Origin of the sequence: Flagellimonas sp. S3867 (genome assembly GCF_014698935.1) — a bacterium.
In the GTDB taxonomy this organism is placed as follows: Bacteria; Bacteroidota; Bacteroidia; order Flavobacteriales; family Flavobacteriaceae; genus Flagellimonas.
The window spans coordinates 1,298,770-1,322,816 of record NZ_JACVMN010000001.1; the positions used below are offsets into that span (position 1 = coordinate 1,298,770).

At 39.1% G+C, this 24,047-nt stretch carries 24 protein-coding genes; 15 read left to right on the plus strand and 9 right to left on the minus strand.

Annotated features, from left to right (window positions below; genetic code table 11):
* Nucleotides 1-82 precede the first annotated feature (82 nt).
* From IAG46_RS05850 to IAG46_RS05885, 8 genes are all read left to right on the plus strand, one after another.
* The gene (locus IAG46_RS05850) at nt 83-1,834 is read left to right on the plus strand and encodes an ABC transporter ATP-binding protein (protein WP_190809375.1); all 1,752 of its coding nucleotides are present in this window, start codon (nt 83-85) and stop codon (nt 1,832-1,834) included.
* A gap of 82 nt (nt 1,835-1,916) precedes the next feature.
* Complete coding sequence (locus IAG46_RS05855; protein ID WP_190809376.1) at nt 1,917-2,291, plus strand: PUR family DNA/RNA-binding protein; 375 nt, start codon at nt 1,917-1,919, stop codon at nt 2,289-2,291.
* A 90-nt stretch (nt 2,292-2,381) separates the two neighbouring features.
* A complete protein-coding gene (locus IAG46_RS05860; RefSeq protein WP_190809377.1) occupies nt 2,382-4,901 on the plus strand; it encodes a M14 family metallopeptidase in 2,520 nt (839 codons plus the stop codon).
* Between the two features lie 96 nt (nt 4,902-4,997).
* Complete coding sequence (locus IAG46_RS05865) at nt 4,998-6,011, plus strand: hypothetical protein (protein WP_190809378.1); 1,014 nt, start codon at nt 4,998-5,000, stop codon at nt 6,009-6,011.
* 52 nt (nt 6,012-6,063) lie between these two features.
* Nucleotides 6,064-6,624 (plus strand): thioredoxin family protein, encoded by a 561-nt coding sequence (locus tag IAG46_RS05870; RefSeq protein ID WP_190809379.1) that lies wholly within the window; start codon nt 6,064-6,066, stop codon nt 6,622-6,624.
* Nucleotides 6,625-6,640: 16 nt separating this feature from the next.
* Nucleotides 6,641-7,168, plus strand: coding sequence for a DinB family protein (locus IAG46_RS05875; protein WP_190809380.1), 528 nt, complete (start codon nt 6,641-6,643; stop codon nt 7,166-7,168).
* Between the two features lie 37 nt (nt 7,169-7,205).
* Nucleotides 7,206-7,526: a cupin domain-containing protein gene (locus tag IAG46_RS05880; RefSeq protein ID WP_190809381.1), complete on the plus strand. Its 321-nt coding sequence runs from the start codon at nt 7,206-7,208 to the stop codon at nt 7,524-7,526.
* Nucleotide 7,527: 1 nt separating this feature from the next.
* On the plus strand, nt 7,528-8,055 hold the full coding sequence (locus IAG46_RS05885; RefSeq protein ID WP_190809382.1) for a GNAT family N-acetyltransferase: 528 nt from the start codon (nt 7,528-7,530) through the stop codon (nt 8,053-8,055).
* A 1-nt stretch (nt 8,056) separates the two neighbouring features.
* Here the strand turns inward: IAG46_RS05885 and IAG46_RS05890 are convergent, their stop codons facing one another.
* Nucleotides 8,057-8,599: a YfiT family bacillithiol transferase gene (locus IAG46_RS05890; protein ID WP_190809383.1), complete on the minus strand. Its 543-nt coding sequence runs from the start codon at nt 8,597-8,599 to the stop codon at nt 8,057-8,059.
* A gap of 162 nt (nt 8,600-8,761) precedes the next feature.
* Here IAG46_RS05890 and IAG46_RS05895 point away from each other — a divergent pair, with 162 nt between their 5' ends.
* Both IAG46_RS05895 and IAG46_RS05900 read left to right on the plus strand, forming a co-directional pair.
* Nucleotides 8,762-9,400 (plus strand): peroxiredoxin, encoded by a 639-nt coding sequence (locus IAG46_RS05895; RefSeq protein ID WP_190809762.1) that lies wholly within the window; start codon nt 8,762-8,764, stop codon nt 9,398-9,400.
* A 96-nt stretch (nt 9,401-9,496) separates the two neighbouring features.
* Nucleotides 9,497-9,691, plus strand: a complete 195-nt coding sequence (locus IAG46_RS05900) for a cold-shock protein (protein WP_190809384.1) — start codon at nt 9,497-9,499, stop codon at nt 9,689-9,691.
* A gap of 588 nt (nt 9,692-10,279) precedes the next feature.
* On the opposite strand, the gene IAG46_RS05905 is transcribed toward IAG46_RS05900, so the two are convergent.
* Nucleotides 10,280-11,212 carry a peptidylprolyl isomerase gene (locus IAG46_RS05905; RefSeq protein ID WP_190809763.1) on the minus strand — a complete coding sequence of 311 codons (933 nt, stop codon included), beginning with the start codon at nt 11,210-11,212 and terminating at the stop codon, nt 10,280-10,282.
* 217 nt (nt 11,213-11,429) lie between these two features.
* Here IAG46_RS05905 and IAG46_RS05910 point away from each other — a divergent pair, with 217 nt between their 5' ends.
* Genes IAG46_RS05910 through IAG46_RS05925 form a run of 4 tightly spaced genes read left to right on the plus strand, consistent with a single transcriptional unit; the run spans nt 11,430 to nt 15,573 of the window.
* The gene (locus IAG46_RS05910) at nt 11,430-12,278 is read left to right on the plus strand and encodes a family 16 glycosylhydrolase (protein ID WP_190809385.1); all 849 of its coding nucleotides are present in this window, start codon (nt 11,430-11,432) and stop codon (nt 12,276-12,278) included.
* Nucleotides 12,279-12,308: 30 nt separating this feature from the next.
* Nucleotides 12,309-13,658 carry an ADP-ribosylglycohydrolase family protein gene (locus IAG46_RS05915; protein WP_190809386.1) on the plus strand — a complete coding sequence of 450 codons (1,350 nt, stop codon included), beginning with the start codon at nt 12,309-12,311 and terminating at the stop codon, nt 13,656-13,658.
* A 34-nt stretch (nt 13,659-13,692) separates the two neighbouring features.
* Nucleotides 13,693-14,817, plus strand: a complete 1,125-nt coding sequence (locus IAG46_RS05920) for an exo-alpha-sialidase (RefSeq protein WP_190809387.1) — start codon at nt 13,693-13,695, stop codon at nt 14,815-14,817.
* Between the two features lie 54 nt (nt 14,818-14,871).
* Nucleotides 14,872-15,573, plus strand: a complete 702-nt coding sequence (locus IAG46_RS05925) for an SGNH/GDSL hydrolase family protein (RefSeq protein WP_223826588.1) — start codon at nt 14,872-14,874, stop codon at nt 15,571-15,573.
* A gap of 17 nt (nt 15,574-15,590) precedes the next feature.
* Here IAG46_RS05925 and IAG46_RS05930 read toward each other — a convergent pair whose 3' ends face one another.
* The gene (locus tag IAG46_RS05930; protein WP_190809388.1) at nt 15,591-16,988 is read right to left on the minus strand and encodes a M20/M25/M40 family metallo-hydrolase; all 1,398 of its coding nucleotides are present in this window, start codon (nt 16,986-16,988) and stop codon (nt 15,591-15,593) included.
* Complete coding sequence (locus IAG46_RS05935; protein ID WP_190809389.1) at nt 16,985-17,869, minus strand: PPK2 family polyphosphate kinase; 885 nt, start codon at nt 17,867-17,869, stop codon at nt 16,985-16,987. Before IAG46_RS05935 ends, IAG46_RS05930 begins: the two co-directional genes overlap by 4 nt.
* A 180-nt stretch (nt 17,870-18,049) precedes the next feature.
* Between IAG46_RS05935 and IAG46_RS05940 the strand changes: the two genes are divergently transcribed.
* A complete protein-coding gene (locus IAG46_RS05940) occupies nt 18,050-18,760 on the plus strand; it encodes a hypothetical protein (RefSeq protein ID WP_190809390.1) in 711 nt (236 codons plus the stop codon).
* Nucleotide 18,761: 1 nt separating this feature from the next.
* On the opposite strand, the gene IAG46_RS05945 is transcribed toward IAG46_RS05940, so the two are convergent.
* The 5 genes from IAG46_RS05945 to IAG46_RS05965 are packed head-to-tail and all read right to left on the minus strand — an operon-like array spanning nt 18,762 to nt 23,991.
* Nucleotides 18,762-19,925 (minus strand): sigma-54 dependent transcriptional regulator, encoded by a 1,164-nt coding sequence (locus IAG46_RS05945; protein ID WP_190809391.1) that lies wholly within the window; start codon nt 19,923-19,925, stop codon nt 18,762-18,764.
* 10 nt (nt 19,926-19,935) lie between these two features.
* The gene (locus tag IAG46_RS05950) at nt 19,936-20,799 is read right to left on the minus strand and encodes a DUF6268 family outer membrane beta-barrel protein (RefSeq protein WP_368668167.1); all 864 of its coding nucleotides are present in this window, start codon (nt 20,797-20,799) and stop codon (nt 19,936-19,938) included.
* Nucleotides 20,800-20,833: 34 nt separating this feature from the next.
* A complete protein-coding gene (locus tag IAG46_RS05955; RefSeq protein WP_190809392.1) occupies nt 20,834-21,727 on the minus strand; it encodes a mechanosensitive ion channel family protein in 894 nt (297 codons plus the stop codon).
* Between the two features lie 4 nt (nt 21,728-21,731).
* Nucleotides 21,732-23,060 (minus strand): ABC transporter permease, encoded by a 1,329-nt coding sequence (locus IAG46_RS05960; protein WP_190809766.1) that lies wholly within the window; start codon nt 23,058-23,060, stop codon nt 21,732-21,734.
* Nucleotides 23,053-23,991 (minus strand): ABC transporter ATP-binding protein, encoded by a 939-nt coding sequence (locus IAG46_RS05965; RefSeq protein WP_190809393.1) that lies wholly within the window; start codon nt 23,989-23,991, stop codon nt 23,053-23,055. Before IAG46_RS05965 ends, IAG46_RS05960 begins: the two co-directional genes overlap by 8 nt.
* Nucleotides 23,992-24,047: the final 56 nt, after the last annotated feature.

A 24,047-nucleotide genomic window follows, 5' to 3' on the forward strand; every position in this document is an offset into this window, starting at 1 on the left:
ATAACATTTACTTTGTGGTCGATGGCATATATTTGCTGAATTGTCATTCGAAAACCACACCTAAAACGCACCTTTTCTTTCTATGAAAGAACTTAAACATCTAAATAAATACTTCAAAAAATATTGGGTTAAACTGTTTATGGGGATTTTAATCACCATAATAGCCCGTGTTTTCTCATTGGTTATGCCTTCCTATGTTAGCAAATCGATACAGACGGCAGAAGACGCGTTCGCAAATATCATTACCGGTTCGGAAGCCAAGGAACAATTGTTCGAATATATTCTCATCATTTTGGGTGCGGCCCTGCTGTCGGCCCTATTTACTTTTTTAATGCGCCAGACCATCATCAATGTATCGCGTTATATCGAATTTGACTTAAAAAATGAGGTGTTTGATCATTATCAACGTCTCAACTTGGCCTTTTACAAAAAGAATCGCATTGGTGACCTTATGAACCGAATCAGTGAAGATGTCAATCAAGTAAGAATGTACGTTGGCCCGGCAATAATGTACGGCATGAACACCTTGACCATGTTTGTTTGTATCATTCCATTGATGTTTATAAAAGCGCCCAGTCTGGCCGCCTACACCCTGATTCCGCTCCCCATATTATCCGTATTGATCTATCAGATCAGTAAAATCATACATAAAAGAAGCACGAAAGTCCAGGAATTTTTATCCACGCTGTCCACATTTACACAAGAATCGTTTTCAGGGGTTGCCGTAATAAAAGCATACACTCTTGAACCCAAAATAAACCGGGAACTTAACGATTTGGCTATTGAAGGAAAAGATACCAGTATGGATCTTGCAAAAGTCAACGCCTGGTTTTTTCCTTTGATGATCTTATTGATCGGTATTAGCAACATTTTTGTAATCTATATAGGAGGAAAACAATATATCGATGGGGAAATAGCCTCGATAGGCATAATTGCAGAGTTCATTCTTTACGTAAATATGTTAACATGGCCCGTTGCCATTGTGGGATGGCTTACCTCCATAATCCAGAGAGCGGAAGCATCCCAAAAACGAATCAATGAATTCTTAAAAGAAGAGCCTTCCATTAAAAATGAGATTGCCCAATCTACCCCGATTACTGGCAATATTGAATTCAAGGACGTGACCTTTACCTATGATGACACCAATATTACAGCGCTAAAAAATATTTCATTCAACATAAAAGCGGGAGAAACTGTTGCCTTTTTGGGAAAAACCGGGTCAGGAAAATCTTCGATTTTAGATTTAGTGGCAAGGCTATATGATGTAACCTCAGGTGAAGTCCTTGTAGATGGAACGCCAGTACAAAAGCTGAATCTGGACAGCCTTCGGGGTTCTATTGGTGCAGTACCACAGGATGCATTCCTCTTCTCCGATACCATTGAGAACAATATTCGTTTTGGTGATGAAAATGCTTCCTTTGAAGAAATCAAGGCAGTTGCCAAAAAAGCGGTGGTCCATGAAAATATTGAAGGCTTCGCCAAAAAATACGACACCATTTTGGGTGAACGTGGTATCACTTTAAGTGGTGGACAAAAACAAAGGGTCTCTATTGCCAGAGCGTTGATGAAAAACCCAAGGGTATATCTTTTTGACGATTGTTTATCGGCGGTGGACACCGAAACCGAAGAAGAGATATTGAACAATTTGAAACAGGTTTCCGAGAACAAAACCACTTTAATTGTAAGTCACCGGGTATCGTCTGCAAAAAACGCGGATAAGATAATTGTATTGGAAAATGGTGAAATAATCCAAGAGGGAACCCATGAGCAATTGAATAATATTGAAGGTTACTATAAAGAACTTTACCTTAACCAACTCTCTGAGAAAGAATAAGAAAAAAGTTGCTGGATTAGCATTTTTTTTACATTTTTGGTAGAATTATACAACATTGCACTAAACAGATACACTAGACCATATGAGCGATAAAGATATAATGGATCAAGAAGAGATTTACTCCAAAGTCTTAAGAGCCGGAAGAAGAACCTATTTTTTTGATGTAAGAAGCACTAAAGCTGGCGACTACTATTTGACCATCACCGAAAGCAAAAAATTCACTCATGACGATGGTTCTTTTCACTATAAAAAACACAAAATCTATTTGTACAAGGAAGATTTTAGCTCCTTCAGGAGCATTATGGAAGAAATGATGGATTACATCATCGATGAAAAAGGGCATGAAGTGATTTCAGAACGCCATCAAAAAGATTTTAAGAAAGACGAAGAAAACAAGCCTAGTGAAAATGGTACTACTACCGAAAATTTCACAGATGTTGATTTTGACGATATTTAGATCATAATCATTAAAAAAATGATAAAACGGCCCGCTTTCAGCGGGCCGTTTTTTATTTTTAGCAAAGACTAATTCATTCAACACTATCACATGAAGCAACTCAGCTTTTTATGGCTTGCCTTTTTGGGTTTCAGCCTTTCCGCACAAAATGTAAAACTTGACTATTACTTGCCCGACGATGTAACTTACAATCCAAATGTTCCAAAACCATCGGAAGTTATCGGCCACGAAGTGGGCGAATGGCATGTAACCCATGATAAATTGGTATACTACATGCAAAAACTTGCTGCATCCAGTGATAGAATTACCATTGAAGACAGGGGAAAAACCTATGAAGGGCGACCTATTCTTTTGCTAACAATCACTACTCCGGAAAACCATCAAAATATCAAATCCATCCAAGAGCAACACTTGGCACTATCCGAAGCAGGCAGCTCTTCGAATACTTCAGATATGCCCATCGTGGTTTACCAAGGGTTTTCCATCCATGGTAACGAACCCAGTGGAGCAAATGCCTCTCTTGCTTATGCCTATTATTTGGCAGCGGCCCAAGGTCAAAAAATAGATGAGCTGTTGGAAAATATGGTCATTCTTTTAGACCCAAGTTTCAATCCAGATGGGTTGCAGCGCTTCGCGTACTGGGCCAACACCAATAGAAGCCAAAATCTAAACCCTGACAGCAACGAACGTGAATATCATGAAGTATGGCCTGGGGGCAGAACTAACCACTATTGGTTTGATATGAACCGGGATTGGCTGCCGGTACAATTGCCGGAAAGTAGGGCCAGAATCACCACATTCCATAAATGGCTCCCAAACATTCTTACAGATCATCATGAAATGGGTACCAACTCTTCTTTTTTCTTTCAACCGGGTGAACCTTCCAGGGTTAATCCGTTAACCCCACAGGTCAATCAAGAGTTGACCCGTGAAATTGCTACTTATCATGCTAAGGCATTAGATAAAATTGGGTCGCTGTATTATTCCGAAGAAAATTTTGATGATTATTACTACGGAAAGGGATCCACCTTCCCTGATGTCAACGGAAGCATTGGTATTCTATTTGAGCAAGCCAGTTCTCGAGGACATATTCAAGAGAGTGAAAATGGGATTTTGACTTTTCCTTTCACCATAAGAAACCAGTTTACCACTGCTTTGTCCACCATAGAAGCAGCCAAAAATATGCGAGCCAAGATTTTGGATTATCAGCAAAAGTTTTATGCCGACATGCGAGCGGAAGGGGCCAGAAATAAATCTAAGGCCATCATCTTTGGCGATAGCAAGGACGCTACCAAAACATGGCATTTGGCCGAGATTTTGAATAGGCACAAAATAAAGTTCCACGAACTTGCATCTGATGTTTCTATTTCAGGAAAAACATTCAAAAAAGGGTATGGTTATATCGTGCCTCTAAATCAAAAAAATCCACGTTTGATCAATACTATGTTCGAAAAAAGGACAACTTTTAAAGACAGCCTTTTTTATGACGTATCCGCTTGGACATTTCCGCTGGCCTTCAATCTAGATTATGCCAACCTAAGTTCGATGTCCAATGCAGGCCCCCAAGTAACCAATTTTCAACCACGGGAGGGTTCGCTTGACAAGAAAAGTAACTATGCCTATCTTTTTGAATGGCATGAATATTTCACACCAAAGGCCTTGAACAAGATTTTGCAAAAAGGTTTACGAGCCAAAACGGCCAAATCCCCTTTTACCCTAGAAGGAAAAAAATACGATTACGGAACCATCATGGTACCCGTGCAAAATCAAACTTTGGATTCAGGACAACTCTATAATTTCCTAAACCAAATCGCAAAGGAAAGTGGAATTCACATTTCAGGAGTATCCACTGGTCTTACCCAAGGTATAGATCTTGGAAGCAATGACTTTGACCCTATTAAAAAACAAAAGGTGGCCATTTTGGTCGGTGATGGAATCCGTTCGTATGACGCAGGTGAGATTTGGCATTTATTCGATACCCGTTATGAAATGAAAATAACCAAATTGGATACTGATTATTTTAAATCGGTCGATTTGGATAAATACACGGATTTGATTTTACCCAGCGGTTGGGGAAACAATATTTTGGACAAAAAGGGAGCCGAAAAAATAAAAGATTGGGTAAAAAAAGGAGGTACCGTTATTGGATATCGCACGGTGGCCAACTGGTTCAAAACATCGGAGTTGATGCCATTGGAATTGAAGGTGGATACACTGGTGGCTAAAAACATCGCGTTTGACCAGAAAAGCAGTTTCAGCGGTGCCCAAGTAACCGGAGGTGCCATTTTTGAGGCAAATCTAGACCGTTCGCATCCCATAAACTATGGTTACAAAAATGATAAACTGGCTTTTTTCAGAAATACCAATATTTATTTGAAGCCTGAAAAAAACAGTTACGACAACCCCATCCAATACACTGGAAATCCCCTGTTGAGTGGATATATTTCAGAAGAAAATTCAGAATTGATCAAGAATAGTGTTCCGTTCAAGGTTAGCAGAATGGGTAAAGGAAGGGTGATTTTATTTACCGATAACACCAATTTCCGTGCTTTTTGGTATGGTACAAACAAACTGCTCATGAATGCCATCTTCTTTGGTCAAATGATGTAATATTAGCGTTACGGTTAATTTTGGAAAGTGTTTTTAGTATCTTTAAACTGTCTCCCGATACTTTATACCATTTTTCACGAGTAACTAAATTTTGATATGCGGATAAGCAATTTTTCGTTTAAGCTATTGGTTTTGCCATTTGTATTGGCATTGTCAACCTCTTTTGGTCCTGTTTTGGATATAAAACAGTCCAGACTTGAAGTTGCTGAACAAACGTTAAGCTTCAACACAGACGGTTTGTTTAATGCCGAGTTTTTTGATTATGTTTTTAGAGGCGAGTTTCAAAATGTGGCATTGAAACGCGAAGACACTCATTTTCTCATGATTTTCGAGCAATATCTAAGAACTTTTGGCAGACAATGCCCCTCTTCCCTTCCCACTAACAAAGTGGAAATAATGAACTGGGTATGTGCTACTGAAGAAGTCACCACAAATGGATATGGTATTGAAACAAGCAGAGTTTGTATTGAATGGAAAACTGTGGGTTCTGGCCTTTTCGCTCGTCGTGATCTTTATGAAGCCAAATTGAATGTAGAAAGAATTCAAAGTGCCGACGTATTACGAAATACTTTGGCCATGATGGCAGACCCGAATGCCATGGGCAATTCTGTGGATATGATTCATAAAGCCAATGGTCTAAAAAACGATATGGCCCAACTTTTCAACCTCAATACTTGTAACAATCCTGGTGTGAAACGCTTTGAAGAAAACCTAAAACGATTTGCGCTGAATCAAGCCCCCATCAAAATGAAGGGTACAAGCAAGTATACGGCCATGAAAAAATCTGGTGGTCCGGTAGGAGCTCAAAATTTGTCGAAACTTACAAATGATCTGATTGCCAATCATGCTCAGACATGGGCCTTTAATCGGTATGTTCCAGGAAGCATAGCTGGTTTGACGGTACATTCAACGGATGACCAAGGAAGACCAAGGGAACTCCAAGCAAACTATAATTATAAAGGATTTTCAGGTAGCAGTGCGGGCTGGGTTAGAATATCTTTTACCAATGGGCTGCCCAAGTGCATTTATTTCTTTGACTTTCCAAACAATTGTAAAACCCCTAATAGCAGCATTGTGGCTTCTTTTGCGCAAGGTGAGTATAGCAAATGACACCCTTTTTCGTGTAACGCTTTGAAGAAACAAAAAATCTTAAACTAAATAAATGGCAAGAACTCCCAGCAATATGTTGGCCTTAGGTACCAAGGCCCCAGATTTTAAATTAGTTGATACTGTAACGGATACGCCACACGCCTTGGAACAGCTTAAAGGAGAAAGAGGTACTGTTATCATGTTCATCTGCAACCATTGTCCATTTGTAATCCATGTAAACCCCGAGATTACAAGAATGGCAACTGAATATCAATCTAAGGGTATTGGCTTTATCGCTATTTCCAGTAACGATATTGTTAATTATCCTCAAGACGCTCCACATTTAATGAAAAAGAAGGCGCAAGAAGAGGGTTATTCCTTTCCTTACCTTTTTGATGAGACCCAGGAAGTGGCCAAAGCGTACGATGCTGCCTGTACACCCGATTTTTATTTATTTGATTCCAATATAAAATTGGTTTATCGTGGTCAGTTGGATGATTCACGACCCGGAAATGGGATTCCGTTGACCGGTTACGATTTGCGAAATGCATTAGATTCACTTTTAAAAGGTGAGGCTATTGATGAAAACCAAAAACCCAGTATTGGTTGCAACATTAAATGGGCAACCACTTAACCCTAGACTCAAACAAATGGAATTTAACCTAACAGAAAGCATACAGATACTTGCTAAAACACCTTCTGTAATTTCAAATTTACTGAAGGATCTTCCGGATGCATGGGTAACAACCAATGAAGGAGGTGATACCTGGAGCCCATATGATGTTGTCGGGCATTTAATCCACGGTGAGAAAACGGATTGGATTCCGAGAGCTGAGATTATTCTTGGCGACAAAAAAAACAAAGCGTTTGAACCCTACGACAGATTCGCCCAATTCAAAAATAGTAAGGGTAAGACCTTGGACCAACTGCTAACTAAATTTCGTGAGTTGAGAGCCGAAAATATTAAAAAGCTAAAAGCTTTGAACATTGGCGAACAAGCGTTAATGAAGACAGGGGTACATCCTGAATTTGGACCGGTTACACTCAAACAACTGTTAGCAGCATGGGTAGTACACGATTTAGGGCACATTAATCAAATTACTCGCGTAATGGCCAAGAATTATAAAGTTGAAGCAGGTCCTTGGCCCAAATACCTTACGGTTCTCCAGGACAAATAATTAGAGCCGATTTTGATAAATCAAATTTGATTGAACCATGAAAATAAACCCTCAGGAAGCCTTAAAGAAATTGGCAACTCAAGATTCACCATTTTTTACCCTTTTTGAACATGGGACACTTTCCGTGGAAATCTATAAACCCGAAAAGGTAGATCTACAACAACCGCATACCAGGGATGAAGTCTATGTAGTGGTTTCGGGAACTGGGGAGTTTTTAAACGGTGGTGTTCGTACCACTTTTGGGCCTGGGGATTTCCTTTTTATACCCGCGGGAGTAGAACATCGGTTCGAGAATTTTACGGACGATTTTTCAACATGGGTGCTATTTTATGGCCCGGAAGGCGGCGAGAAGAATTAAAATGAGCAAGGAAATTATCTTAGAACCAGTAAATCCCTCCACGATTTCCACCTATATTTCTGTTGGAAAAAAGTCGTACAACCAACATTATCTTCATCTATGGGAAGGCGAAAATTCCAATCCCTATATCAATACTAGTTTCACCGTTTCTGTTCTCGAAAAAGAATTGATGGACCCAAACAGTATTAATTTTCTGGTAAAAGTCGAAAGTCATACCATAGGTATTGTAAAATTGGTCAAAAACGCAAAACTTGACGAACACCCTGCTAAAAAGGCCCTGCTAGCCGAAAAAATATACCTTCTAAAAGAATTTTCGGGCAGGGGATTTGGCAAAAAAGTTCTTTCAGAAATTGAGACTTATGCCAAAAGTTTGGACAAACAGGTATTATGGCTCGATACTATGCAAAAGGGAGGTCCCATCCACTTTTATCAAAAAAATGGATTTACAATAAAAAAAGAAAGTGAATTAAGTCTGCCTGGCGCCAAAACAGCCGAAAAAGCCATGTGGGTTCTTACAAAACAACTTTAAATTACCAACCTTCTCTTTTTATCAGATTTTCGATATGCGCAAAATGATGACTGCCGTGCCAAGCATAGCGTCCAACGTTTTCAGCCAAGGTAGTTTCCTCGTTCCCTTCAGGATGGGTGAATTTGCGTTGTAAATCTTCTTCAGAAAGTCCTTTAAGCATATACACCAATTTGGCATGCACTGCTTTCAGATGATCCAATGACATTTGAATGGGAGCCGACCGTGCATCGAACAATTTGGACCACTCTTTTTCAAAATAAGGTTTTATTACCGGGTTGTTCTCCGTCAAGCCCCATTTAAATCGGATATAACTGTGGTGGTGACTGTCCGAAATATGGTGCACCAATTGTCTTACCGTCCAGCCTTCAGGTCGATAAGGAGTTTCCAACTGTTCGTTGGACAAAGGAGTGACCATAGCTTCCAATCGCTGTGGCAAATTTTCCAAAACATCAATCCACTCATCCAAATGTTCCTGGGTAATTGTTTCAGGAATTTTGTATGTTCCAATGGGATAGCGAAGTTGTTCCAAAGTGTCTTTTTCCATAGCATAAAAGTAGTGAACTTTGCATTTCAAATAATCATTAACATGATCAAAGTCATTGTTGTGGTTGAAAGTTTAATAGACTTTTAACTTCTATAAAATTATCCGCTCAAATTATCTATTAATTTTATGGGATTTTAAATTTCAACAACCTAAAATAATAACATTATGGCTATACGATTAGGAGATGCTGCTCCTGACTTTACCGCTGAGACTTCACAGGGAACCCTTAATTTTTACGATTATCTGGGTGATGGATGGGGAATTCTTTTCTCACATCCTGCAGATTTTACCCCGGTTTGTACAACCGAGTTGGGCACAGCTGCCAAATTCAAGGCAGAATTTGAGAAACGCAATGTAAAAATGATCGCTTTGAGTGTCGATGGAACCGAATCACATGCAGAATGGATCAAGGACATTAATGAAACCCAAAATACCGTCGTTAATTTTCCCATTATTGCAGATGAGGACAGAAAGGTCTCCGACCTTTACGATATGATCCATCCCAATGCGGATGATACACTCACCGTACGCTCTGTTTTTATTGTCGGACCTGATAAAAAAGTAAAATTGACATTGACTTATCCGGCTTCTACTGGACGTAATTTTTATGAACTACTACGTGTTGTAGACTCTTTACAGCTCACCGCACATCATAAAGTAGCTACTCCAGCCAATTGGGAACATGGAGAAAAGGTAGTTGTAAGCCCATCAATCCCGACCGAAGAAGCCAAAGGTATTTTCGCCGGAGGGGTAGAAGAAATCAAGCCTTACCTGCGTTTAACACCTGATCCAACGACCTAGTCCGAAGCTGTTTCAAGAGAAAAATGACAAATTTGTTAATTCTCAACAAATTAACTGTATCTTTGCAACCAATTTAATTTTTTAATTTTTTTTATAATGAGTAAAGGAACAGTAAAATTCTTCAATGATTCAAAAGGCTACGGTTTTATCACTGAAGACGGTTCAAACACAGATCACTTCGTACATGTTTCAGGTTTAATCGATGAAATCAGAGAAGGTGACGTTGTAGAATTCGAACTACAACAAGGTAAAAAAGGATTGAACGCCGTAAATGTACAAGTTACAGATTAAGTCAACAACACACTTTTTTATAGAACAAACCCGGATTTAACGATCCGGGTTTTTTATTGATTTTTTTCTTTTTATTCGACGCAACCTATCCAGCTTTTGCAATCTACTCTATGAACCAAAAACTTGTATTTGTCAATTCAAATACTCCAACGATTGATTAAGAAGCTCAATTAGAGCAGGTTAATCATAACTTGTAGATGAGGTTCCCCCAATAACCACTAAATAAGCTTGTACCATGAGTACCTTTTTTGCAATTCTATCCGTTTTGCTTGTCATTAATTTATTGTTGCTACTAGTGAGCGTCAACAGTTCTAAAAAGTAGTTTTTTTATGTTAATACATTGAATTTGTAGTCATTAGAAACAATAAGTAGGGTTTTTCTGCGTTCGGTTGTTATTAAACCAAAGTAACTAAATAGATAACACTAACTAAATTTCTACATCAATGGGTACTTTTTTTACGGTTTTACTTTTACTGCTCGCTCTAAATCTCTGCTTACTATTGGTAAGTGTGAATAGATCAAAATAAAAAGCCCCTTAAAGGGGCTTTCTTTTTTTTAAACTGGGCTAAAATAGCCTGGCGTTAAAAATTATTTCACATCCATTAACTCCACATCGAAAACAAGGGTAGCATCCGGTGGAATTACTCCTCCAGCGCCAGCGCTTCCATATGCTAAATCTGATGGAATTACAAAGCGGGCCTTGTCACCAACTTTTAGTAAACCAATACCTTCGTCCCATCCCGGGATAACCTGTCCAACACCCAAAGTAAAATCAATAGGTTGATTGCGGCTATATGAAGAATCAAATACTTGACCGTCGGTCAAACTACCTTCATAGTGCACAGAAACGGTTTTACCTTTTTCTGCATTAGCACCACTCCCCTGTTGAATCATTTTATATCGAAGTCCGCTTGCTGTTGTATCAAAACCGGCCGCCAATTTTTCCATTTCAGCCTCTGCCTTGGCTTTGGCCTCAGCAATTCTCTTTTCACGAGCCCCTTCAAAAGTCCGAAAAGCCTCAATGGCATTCCAATCTTGTGCATCATCACCTACCCTAACAATTTCCAAACTATCTATGGCATCGCCTTGGGCAATGGCATCCACAACTTCTTGACCGTGTTCCACATGCCCAAATACGGTGTGTTTGTTATCCAGCCATGGAGTGGCTACGTGGGTGATAAAAAACTGGCTTCCGTTTGTTCCAGGGCCAGCATTGGCCATAGACAGCACGCCTGGATTTTCATGGGTTAATTCACTATGAAACTCGTCATCAAATTTATATCCAGGGTCACCGGTTCCGGTTCCTTGTGGACAACCACCCTGAATCATAAAATCTGGTATAACTCTGTGGAACTTTAATCCGTCATAATATGGATTCCCTTGTGGTTTGGCCGTATTTTCCATATTCCCTTCAGCCAAGGAAACAAAGTTACCTACCGTACCAGGTGTTTTATCATGGGTTAATTTTACCAAAATTTCCCCTTTTGTTGTATTAAATTTTGCGTAGATTCCGTCTTGCATGGTATCTGGATTATTAAAATTTTTAGGGCGCAAAGGTACAGCTTTTATATGCTGACCCAATGAAATTTATAAGACTAGTCCAAAAACCATATGTTTTTCCTATTTGAAAATATTTATGCCCTTTCAAGGATTGATGATAGCTCCTTTTTTGTAAATTTTGAAATTGACAGGTCAATTTCAATGCTTCCAAAGATTGTATAACATTAAATTTTCAATAATGACCAAACGAACCCTTGTTTTTATTTTGATAATTATCGGGTTAATCCTCTTTTCTTCATCAATGCACAAGAGTCTAAATCTCGGCACAAATAGTTCAACTACATTCAAAACCTTGGTCTGGTCTGATGAATTTGAAGATGACGGCCCAATAAATAAGGAAAAGTGGTTTCAACAAACCAAACTTCCCCCAGGCGGAAGCTGGTGGGGAGGCTTAATTCAGCATTATACGGACCGTGATGATAATTCCCATGTAAAAGATGGTCTTTTAAATATTGTTGCCAAAAAACAAGAATTTCACGATCAAGGGGAGGTTAAGCAATTTACTTCTGCAAGATTAAATTCAAAATTCGCTTTCACCTATGGACGAGTAGAGGTTAGAGCTAAATTACCAGAAGGTGTTGGTACCTGGCCTGCAATTTGGATGTTGAATAAAAATATCAACGAAGATGGTGCATATTGGCAAAAACAGGGATTTGGAGAGGTAAATTGGCCAATTTGTGGTGAAATAGATATTCTAGAACATTGGGGAAAGAATCAAGATTATGTGCAAAGTGCGGTGCACACGGCCGCAAGTTACGGGCATGATGTGGTAAACCTAAGCGGTAAGAACATAACAAGTGCGTCAGATGAATTTCATGTATACAGTGTTGAATGGACCAAAGAGAAAATGGCATTTAGTGTGGATGGAGACATTCATTACGTGTACAATCCATCACATAAAAATTCGGATAACTGGCCCTTTGACACAGATCAGTATATTATCTTGAATATTGCTATTGAACCCGATATTGACCCCAATTTTGTTGAAAGCTCCATGCAAATAGATTATGTAAGAATTTATCAATGACAGTCTCGAATGCTACACAAACCAACCAGCATGTTTAAAAGTCATATCCTATTGGTATTTTGCCTGGTCTTTTTATCCTCATGCAATACGGAAAAAAAGAAGCATTCCGAAAAATCTGCTGATGTTGAGCCAGATAGTGTTGAATATGTTAGTATTTCCCGTGACAGGTACTACAATCAATTATATGGTTTTTGGTTGGGGCAATGTATTGCCAATTGGACAGGCTTGGTAACGGAGATGGATAAAATTGGCAATATCGGGGAAATTAAAACGGGGAATTTTTACACTCGTGAAGATTGGGGGAGCCCTGATTTGCCAAGTATATGGGGCGAAGGCATTCCCAGCGAACTATCACCTACAATTGATTTTGTTTTTAGAGACACCACTGAAATTTGGGGAGCTGATGATGATACAGATATAGAATACATATATCAACATCTTATGCATTCAATAGACACCAATATTTTAACCCCTAAACAAATACGTGATGGTTGGTTAAAACACATAAAACATGAAGAAGAGAATTTTTTATGGGTTTCCAATCAAAGGGCTTTTGATTTAATGAAGGAGGGGGTTCTGCCCCCTGAAACGGGAAATCCGGACAACAACGAGCATTTTGAAATGATCGATGCCCAACTAACAACAGAGATATTTGGGCTGTTCTCCCCTGCAAGGCCCGATGTTGCTTTGTCAATTGCCCAATTGCCCATCCAGACCACCGCGCGTGAAGAAGCAGAGCAAATTTCAAAGTTTTATGTAACCATGCATGCTTTGGCATCAACAATTGATACGGACAGAAACATGCCACAGCAAATTATGTGGATGGCCCAACAGGGAAGGAAGGTTCTTACGGACACTTCTTATGCGGCCAAAATGTTCGATTACACCCTTGCTAAATACAAATCGGGCATTCCTTGGGAACAAACTAGGGATTCCATCTATACAAGATATCAGGTAAATCAAAAAGATGGCTACGACATAACTTCCAAGAACTTATATTGCAACGGATGCTTTGCGGCCGGAATAAACTTTGCAGCAAGTTTGGTAAGTCTTTTTTATGGTGAAGGGGATTTTAAGGAAACTATAAAAATTGGCACACTGGCGGGATGGGACTCTGATAATCCGACTGCTACTTGGGGTGGTTTAATCGGTTTTATGGTTGGAAAAGAGGGCATTGAAAAAACCTTTAACAGAAAATTTTCCAATCGATATAATATCCATAGGACTCGCCAGAATTTTCCAAATGATGGCATTGATACTTTTGAGAATATGGCCCAAAAAGGTCTATTAATAACCGATAAAATAATAAAAGAGCAAATAGGGGGAACCATGGACATGAAAAATAACTCATGGAACATTCCGTTGAAAGATTTAGACTAAACATACAGTTGAATCGAAATGTAAAATCTTTTAAATGAACCAATTACACTTTAAATACCCAAGTATCTTTATCATTGCATGTTTTGGGTTACTAAGTAGCTGCAAACATGATAAAAAAACCATTTCGAAGGAAAAAATCCAATCCATAACACTTTTTGACTCAAAAATTGACCAAAATGTGGCCTGTTATAGAATTCCTTCTATCATAACAACTTTAAATGGCACTTTGATCGCGGCTATTGACGAACGGGTTGAATCTTGTAATGATCTTAGGGATAACAAAGACATTAATATTGTAATCCGAAAAAGTGAAGACAACGGTGTAACCTGGTCAGCTATTGCAAGTCTGGTGGACTATCCGTTTGGGGAATCGGCCTCTGACCCTTCAATGATTTTGGACGAAGATACGGGCGAGATTTTCCTTTTTTACAACTATATGAATTTGGAAACTCATCCTGACCAATACCTTTTTAAAGTAATAAAGAGCAAAGATCATGGAGAAAGTTGGTCACGCCCTATCGACATCACCAACCAAATAGCCCCGGAAAACTCAACCACCGATTTTCAATTTATTACTTCAGGCAAGGGAATTCAGACAAGCTCGGGTAAATTACTGCATACTTTGGTAAACCTAGAAAAGGGGATTTTTGTTTTTGGAAGTGGCGACCATGGTGAAAATTGGTATCTAATTAATACCCCAATTACTCCGGGTGATGAATCAAAAATTGTTGAACTTTCGGACGGAAGCTGGATGGTCAATAGCAGAGTGAACAAAAGTGGATTGCGATATGTTCACAAATCCAGCAACAATGGGCAAAGTTGGGAAGCACATGCAGATTCAACCTTGATAGATCCCTCGTGCAATGCCAGTATAATTCGATATAGCTTGGCAAAAAATGAAGGCATAAATCGTTTGTTGTTCAGCAACCCCAGCTCCAGTTCAGATCGTAAAAATCTGACCGTAAAGGTCAGTTATGATGAAGGTGAAAGCTGGAAGCACGCAAAGTCCATTGCATCAGAAATGGCGGCCTACTCTTCTTTGTGTATTTTAAAAGATGGAAAAATTGGACTATTTTATGAGACCGACAATTATCAAAGGAATGTTTTTACAAGTTTTACTTTGGATTGGATCACCGATGGAGGAGATGTAACCCCGTAGTATTTTTAAAGATTTAAATTCAGTTTATTATGGATATACAAAAGAACAAAGAAAATGCAATCGCATTTTATAAAATGGAGTGTGAAGGAAACCTCGCCAGAGAAATTGATTGTACGTCTAACCACATTTTTTCAACATATGAATAAGCTCATAACCTTGGTACTCATGATCCTGAGTGTCTATTCCTGCTCAAACGACCAAGAAACCACTATACCCGATGAAAACATTGGCATTTTGTTTATTGGCAATAGTCTCACCTATTTTAATGATTTACCCATACTTGTAAGGGATAGGGTTGAAGCGCAAGGAAAAGAGATTACGGTTAAAATGGTGGCGTATCCCAATTATGCCATAGTGGATCATTGGGCAGATGGTGAGGTGCAACAACTCATTTCGAGCAAAAATTATGACTATGTAATTATTCAACAAGGACCTTCATCGCAAAGTGAGGGTAGACAAATGCTCATAGAATCCGGCAAATTGTACAGCGATTTATGTGAACAAAATGATGCTAAACTATGTTATTTTATGGTCTGGCCTTCGATTAGCAATTACGGCACCTTTGATGGGGTCATTATAAACCATACGGATGCTGCAGCAATGAACAATTCAATTTTGCTTCCTGTGGGCGAAGTTTGGAAAGCATACATTGACAACACCAACAATTTGGATTATTATGGCCCTGATGGATTTCACCCTTCTGTAAAAGGTAGTGAGGTTGCTGCGGAAGTTATTGTTGAACACTTGTTCAATTAAACAAACTCGAAAAATGCTTATCCCTTTATTTTCTTGTTGGGAATGGTTCCATATTTGTCTATTAAATAGACCAAGCTGGCCATAGTTGCAGCTCCCAACTCCAGTTCACGTTTGTTTACATGTTCAAAAGTGTCATTTTCGGCATGGTGATGGTCAAAATAGCGCTGAGAATCGGGGCGTAAACCTGCTAATACCAGATCTTCGCTTTTTAACGGACCTATATCGGCTCCGCTATACCCCTGTACAAACATATGAATAAGATAAGGCTCGAATAGACCTTTCCAACTTTGTACCTGCTTCAAATTTTCCTCAGAACAGTCAAAAGAAAAGCCCCTTGGAGTAAATCCACCTGAGTCGCTTTCCAGTGCAAAAACATGCTTTTCATTCTTATTTTGGGCCACTTCGGCATATTTGTTACCCCCTCTTAAGCCGTTTTCCTCATTCATAAACAATACCACACGAAGAGTGCGCTTTGGTTTATAACCTGTTTCTTTAAGTAGTCGCAACACGTCCATACTCTGCACGCAGCCAGCACCATCATCATGTGAGCCATCTCCCAAATCCCAAGAATCCAAATGACCTCCAACGACCATTATTTCATTCGGATGTGTAGTTCCGCGAATTTCGCCAATAACGTTATAGGATTGCACATCATCAAACTGCTTGCAATTTTGTCTGAAAAAGAATTTGATATCTGGATCAAGCTTCAGTGTGGTACTCAACAATTCAGCACCTTTAGTGCTAATAGCGGCAGCCGGAACTCTATCGGAAACCGGGGTATCCCCATAACTCATGGAACCAGTGTGCGGATAATTGTCCAATCGAAGCGTCATGGAACGTACAATGACACCTGCAGCACCATACTTTCCTGCTTCTGCAGCACCTGCATATCGCTGGTCAACACATCCTGAATAAGATGCAAAAGTGCTGATCAATTTTGGGTCCATAGGTCGATTGTAAAAAACAATCTTGCCTTTAATCTTTTCCTTTCCCAATTTTTCCAATTCCTCAATCCCGCTTACTTCAATAATGTTGGCTTTTAGTCCACCGTCGGGCGTTGCAACTGACCCTCCAAGGGCACAAATAGGAACATTGGTGGTGAGTCCTGGTTTGGTTTCAAAATAAGCGAATTCGGGAGTGCCCCGCACCCATTTAGGCACCATTACGGGTTGTAACCAAACCCTATCAAGTCCAAGGGAGTCGAGTTGATTTTTTGTATAATCAACTGCTTGCTGGGCTTGTACTGAGCCCGAGAGTCTACCCCCGATTTGGTTGGAGAGGTGATTGAGCCAATCATACGCTTTGCCATTGGCAAGGGCTTGATCATAGATTGCCCTTATTTGTTTTTCATCTTCTGATTGTGCTAAAAATGGGGTAGATACCAGTAAAAAGGTTAAAAGTAAGATTGTTCTCATTCAGCTTCTTTTTCCAATTCTTGTTTAAAGTTTTCTAAGTTACTTTTTATTTTATCACTCAACTCGGGTTCCTCAATATCTTTATATTTTTTTAACGCTTTCAATAGAATGGAAGCCACGATCACCCTTGCCGCTTTTTTGTTATCGGCAGGAATTATGTACCATGGTGCGTGTTCTTTGGATGTTCTGTTTATTGCTTCTTCATAACAATCTTGATAATGGTTCCAAAGCCTCCGTTCTTTAAGATCACCGGGTGAAAATTTCCAATTTTTTTCCTTTAATCGAAGTCTTCTTAGTAATCGTTGCCGTTGTTCTTCTTTAGACAAATGCAGGTAAAACTTGAATATTAAGGTCCCATTTTCGGCAATATGTCGTTCAAAATCATTGATCTGGCGGTATCGGTGTTCCCAAAAAGTTGCATTAATGTCTTCTACCGACTCAATACCCGGAATGTTTTCGCCTAAAATGTATTCAGGATGTACTTTGGTCACCAATACATTTTCATAGTGCGTACGATTAAAAACACTGAATTTACCCCTTGCCGGCAAGGCTATATAGTGACGCCAGAGATAATCATGACTAAGTTCCAGTTCGGTAGGGACTTTAAAACTGTGTACTTCCACTCCCCTAACATTGAAATCCTTGAATACTTCCCTGATCAGGCTATCTTTTCCTGAGGTATCCATGCCTTGTAAGCATACCAAAACCCCGTATTTTCCATGGGCATATAGGACATCCTGAAATTTTCCTAGCTTTTCCCGTATATCTTCCAGTTCTTTTTTCAATTCTTTTTCGGAAGCCCCAAAATTGGTAAATGTGGCTTTTTCAGAGAGTTTTATGGTATTTTCTACCTGATAGGTGCTCAAATCAATTTTTTCCATAGGTCTGAATATAGTTTTTTTTGGTCATTCCTTCAACCATCGCCTAAAAACTACCGTTCAACGATCCTTTTTACATTTCATAGTTTTTGACCGTTTTTTATCGATTTTTTTCGTCGCTCGCCCAGCTCCCAACGTAACTTAGTGATAATCAAACAGACGCGTTGTCCCAAATCTAGCGTTATGAAAACAAGAAAGATTATCCTGCTTATAGTCTTTATAATAGGCGTTCTCAGTCTATTATTAATGGCTTCATTCACTACCCGAAATGCATGTGAATATGCAAGTTCCAATATAGAGTATATTAAAGGTGAGCTGCAAAGTGCTATTATTTCCGATGATTTCGAAATGTCAAAATACCATGCGTTCAAAGCACTAAATGGTATTGAAAAGACTCGGTTGAACTTTTTGGATTGTGGTTGTTCTGCTGCAATAGAGAGTTTGGAAAAGACTTCTACATACTTAAAAAGTGCTACGGCAACCAAATCTTTTGAGGATTCGAAGGAATGGTTGCATCTAGCTTTGGAAAATACCGTTATTGGTATTAAGGTACTACGGGTTTTTGAGCAGGAAACCTCTAGTCATTATGGTAACGATCTTTTGGTTATGAACACTAAAGATGCCATGGAAAATGAGGTAGGTACGCTTTTGCCTCAAGGTGACCTTAAGAAACTTGTACACAAATGTCTTTTGGGGTTTGAGACCTCATTGGATAAAGTGGTTACTGAGGTGGAATGTGAAGAGGCCAGCAGATTTATTACCAAGATTCATGAAGAGGCGCAATCTACCTTGCTCAAAACGGAGTTGACGGTTGCTAAAAAAGAATATCACCAACGTGTGAAAACTATTGCCAAAGAGGCTTTGAACAAATTGGGCGAATGTTCGGAAGAGTAAGTTATTTACTTGCAAATAACTTCACATCATCTTCTGACACTTCTTTGCCTCCCAGAATGATCAAGCGCTCAACAACGTTACGTAGTTCTCTTACATTTCCGGTCCAATCATATCCTTTTAGAAGATCAATGGCTTTTTTCGCAAAATCTTTCTGGGCCGTACCTTGTTCTGATGCGATTTTTTTGGCAAAATGGTCTATTAAGATGGGAATATCATCCCTACGATCATTAAGAGATGGTACTTTAATTAAAATAACTGCTAATCTATGATACAGATCCTCCCTGAAGTTACCATCGGCTATTTCTTTTTTAAGATCCTTGTTGGTAGCCGCCAATACTCTAACATCAACTTTGATATCCTTATCCGTACCCACCCTGGAAATTTTGTTTTCCTGTAGGGCGCGAAGCACCTTGGCTTGGGCCGATAGACTCATATCCCCGATTTCATCCAAAAAGATGGTTCCTTTGTTGGCAGCCTCAAATTTACCTGCTCTATCTTTTACAGCCGATGTAAAAGCCCCTTTTACATGACCAAAAAGTTCACTTTCTATCAATTCTGAAGGAATTGCAGCACAATTTACTTCTATAAATGGCGCTGACGAGCGCTGACTCTTTTCATGTAGCCAATGCGCCACCAGCTCTTTTCCTGTACCATTGGGGCCAGTAATTAAAACTCTAGCATCTGTGGGTGCTACTTTCTCGATCATGTCTTTGATAACATCAATTTCCTTGCTCTCTCCGACCATTTCATAGTTTTTGGAGACCTTCTTTTTAAGAATTTTGTTCTCCACTACCAACTCCTTCCGGTCCAAGGCGTTTCTAACTGTTGTCAGAAGTCTATTCAAATCTGGAGGTTTGGAAATGTAATCAAAGGCACCCAATCGCATGGTATTCACAGCAGTATCCAAATCTCCATGCCCTGAAATCATTATAAATGGGACTTCGGGTTTTATTTTTTTAGCGGCTTCCAAAACTTCAACTCCATCCATTTTGGGCATTTTTATATCGCAAAGTACCAAGTCAAAATCGTCTTTCTTTATGGCTTCAACACCTCTTAGTCCGTCTTCGGCCTCATGAACATCATAGGTATCACTTTCCTCGCCCAAAATTTTTACCAACACTCTTCGGATGGCAGATTCATCTTCAATTACCAATATTTTTGACATAGTCTGTTATTTAAAAAATTCCAATTTTGAACCCAGTCCTAATATAGAGATTTGATTCATCATTCAATAAAAAAACATCGCCTCGGTCATCATTTCTCAACTTGCCCTCTTGTTCAAACGACCGTCCAAAAATTGCATATAGGGCCATCCGTTTTGAAATATTATATTGATAACCCACTGCACCTATCAATGCAGATAAAGAGATTTTGGACCCCAGTTGATTCGTTGGCAAAACGATATCGTCTTGGATGTTCAGAAAATAACCATCCAAGAATAATGCCAGTTCGAACGTATGCTTTTTGGTAACATGGTGTTTGAAGTTTGATCGTGGTATTCCCAGGGTGAAAGACCATTTAGGGTGAAACCTTCGGTAGTAACTTACCAAAGGAAGAGGTACCGGGAGTCCCGTGGTACTATTATAGGACAACCCGAGGACAATTCGATAAGGTTTGTCGGCTTTGGCATTTTCTTTCCAAAAGGTCGCTGTGGCATTTAAAAAGAAATCATCGGTCATCGCACCGTGCGTGAAGTTCGATGCTAGTCTTGGAGTAATAATGGTAACCAAATTCCAGTTTTCGTTCCATTTGGTGATAAATCCGAGGTTTAAATCAACAACATGAAATCGAATCAGGTCTCTTTTGTCAAAGGGAAATTCGCGAGAATAACCAATATCGAACCTATTGTATTCCATGCCAGCAATCAGGTAGTCTTTTTTTTCGTTGAGCTTAATGGGCAGATTGAACAAAAATTTATATCGCTGGGTCTTTATGCCTGTATCATTTTCAGGGATATTCAGGTAATCAATCTTAAACACATCGGAACTTTGGGCATGCAACAAGGTAGCATAAAAGAATCCTGCGGAAGCCAAAAGCACCCTAATAGTAGTATGATATGTCGAGGTTTTTATGCTATTGAGGTTTTTGTGTCGGAATTAAATGTACATCTCGTTGTGGGAACGGAATGCTAACGCCATGTTCCTTAAATTTAGTATTGATGTTATATCGTATTTCGCTTTTTATTTTTAGGTCCCCAAAAATATCATTGGTGAAATAATGTATGGAAAACAAAAGTGCAGAATCTCCAAAATCATCAAAAAGCACAAAGGGCTTTGGGCTTTTTAGCACTCTTTTTTGTTCAACGGCCACTTGTTCCAAAAGTTGCGTTACCAATTGTACATCGCTTCCATAAGACACCCCCACACTAACACTTTCCCTAGTAGTTTTATGGTTTTGTGTATAGTTATAAACAATGTCACTAATAAACTTATGGTTGGGTATTATAATGACCTTGTCATCTCTGGTAATAGCTCTTGTAGTTCGGAGTTTAATCTCAAATACCTTTCCAACCTTTCCATCTACCTTGACAATATCGCCTACTTGAAGGGATTTGTCCACAATAATAAAGATTCCTCCAAGAATGTCTTGAAACAGCTCTTGAAGAGCAAGTCCCAAACCAACAAAAAGAGCCGCAGATGCAGTTATTACCAATGTAATATCGATTCCCGCTGCACTCAGGGTTACCAATACCACAACCAAATAAATAACGTAATTGATGAACTTAAAGACACTGGTGAATTTCTGTTTATCCTCGGTTTCCATCTTACGGGTAAACAGATATCTAAGCCATTTTAGAAGAAATTTGGTCGCAACAAAGGCAACAACCAGCAGCAGTAGTAATCCGACGGTCAAATGAATAGACTTCTCACCTTCGCCCACATGGATTCCCCAATTCAGAAATTCCTTTATGGAACCCCAGATATCTTCTTGAATAATCTCCTTTATTTCGCTGTTATTGTCCTGCATTGTTTTAATACCTTAACCACTTGAACAGTTCTTTATAGGTCGGCCTTTTACCGTACATTAAAATTCCGATTCTGTAAATTTTTGCTGCCAATGAAACAATCCCTAAGAAAGTGACTATCAAAAGGGTAATGGACAGCAATAATTGCCACAAAGGTACACCTCCTTCTCCAATACCTCCTGGTAATCGCATTAGCATAACAATGGGAGAAGTAAGCGGGAACAAGGAAAAACCAACGGCTATAGGTCCATGGGGATTACTGAAAACAGAGAAAAATCCAACATAAATGGCCAACATCAAGGGTAAAATTATTGGAAATATAAATTGTTGAGTATCGGTTTCGTTATCCACGGCGGCACCGATCGCGGCATATATGGAGCTATAAATCAAATATCCCAAAATAAAATATACCAAAAACGAACTGATTAAAAGTGCCCATGGAATGTTTACGATCTCTTTGGCATATAACATCATTTCGCTATCAAGCTGTGGCATGCCCTGAATTCCAGGAGCAGCGAGGCTCGCTTCGCCAGAAAGTGCGCTCAAGTCAATCTTAAAAACCAACATTGAAATGAAAAGTAATAAAGAGGCAGAAACAATCCATATGGCAAACTGGGTTATTCCGGCCAAAGATGTTCCGATAATCTTACCCAACATCAGCTGAAAGGGTTTTACCGAAGCAATGATTACTTCAATGATTCTACTGGTCTTTTCCTCAATGACACTTCGCATCACAAAGCCTCCATAAATTATAATGAACATCATTATGGCGTAACCAAAAACTCCACCAATAAAAGCTTTTATTTCATTGATTCCTTTTACACTTTTTTCGCCATCAAAACTCGCCAAATTAAGCTCGAATCGCTTTTCAATACTTGAAAATTGCTTGGATGACACTCCCAAGCCCTCTAAACGTTTCTGTCGCAAGCTTTTTTGGAAGATGTTTTCCAGCCCTCCTATTACATTGGTATTCGGATTATCTTGTGTGAATAAATAAGCACCTTTTGCTACCTGCTCTAAATCTTTGCCAAATGGCAGATAAATCAATCCATAATAACCCAGTGAAATGGTTGAATCCTTGGCCTCATCCAAAGAAATATTATCAAACTGAACGTAGGAAGTATTTTTTGTAGCCGTAAACTCCCTTTCAAAAAAATCACTTTGGTTTAGAACAGAAATCACCCTTTTCTCATTGTCATTGATATCAGTTAGAAAGGCAATCAACACGATCATTCCAACAATGAGGATTGGACTTAAAATAGTCATTACTATAAAGGACTTGTTCCTCACTTTTGCCAAATACTCCCGCTTTATGATCAACCTCAACTTATCTATCATTGTCCTTCTTGTTTACAGTTTGAATGAAAATATCGTTTGCAGATGGAATGGTTTCTTCAAAACGGTTGATATTTGCTTTTTTCGATAATTCGGCAATGACTTCGGAAGTACGATTGGAAGGCAATTGCAAGGTAAAATCCAATTGGTTCTCGGCCGTATCAAAACGAGGGGAGCGTATGTTGAATTTATCTTCCAATACTTTTAAAAATGCATGGGCATCTTGTTCTACCTCCAATCCTACATTAAAAACGTTGTTTTTATAGGCTTTCTTGATTTCGGACAGCTTCCCGTCCAATATTTTTTCAGATTTGTGGATGAGTGCGATGTATTCGCATAGTTCTTCTACAGATTCCATGCGGTGGGTAGAAAATATGATGGACGTTCCTTTTTCCTTTAATTGAAGAATCTCGTCTTTGATAATATTGGCATTAATGGGGTCAAATCCACTAAAAGGTTCATCAAAAATCAACAGTTTGGGCTCGTGCAAAACGGTAACGATAAACTGTATTTTTTGGGCCATCCCTTTGGAAAGTTCTTGGATTTTCTTGTTCCACCAGTCACCAATCTGAAGCCGTTCGAACCAAAATTCCAGTCTTTTTTTTGCTTCACTTTTTGAGAGTCCTTTTAACTGGGCCAAATACAGTGCCTGCTCCCCTACTTTCATGCTTTTATAAAGCCCTCTTTCTTCGGGCAAGTAGCCAATATGGGCAATGTGGCTTGGAGAAAGTGGTTTTCCGTCGAAAATTACTTCTCCAGCATCTTGATAGATTATTTGATTGATTATTCGAATAAAAGTGGTTTTTCCTGCGCCATTTGGCCCAAGTAGTCCATATATGCAGTTTTTTGGAATTTTAAGAGAGATATTGTTCAGTGCAGTGTAGTCTCCATAGGCCTTGGAAACGTTTTTGGCAACAAGGATGTCATCCATTTAAGCTGTTTTTTCAAAGATATGTATTTGCCCAAAAAGATAGGCCTCCCAATAAA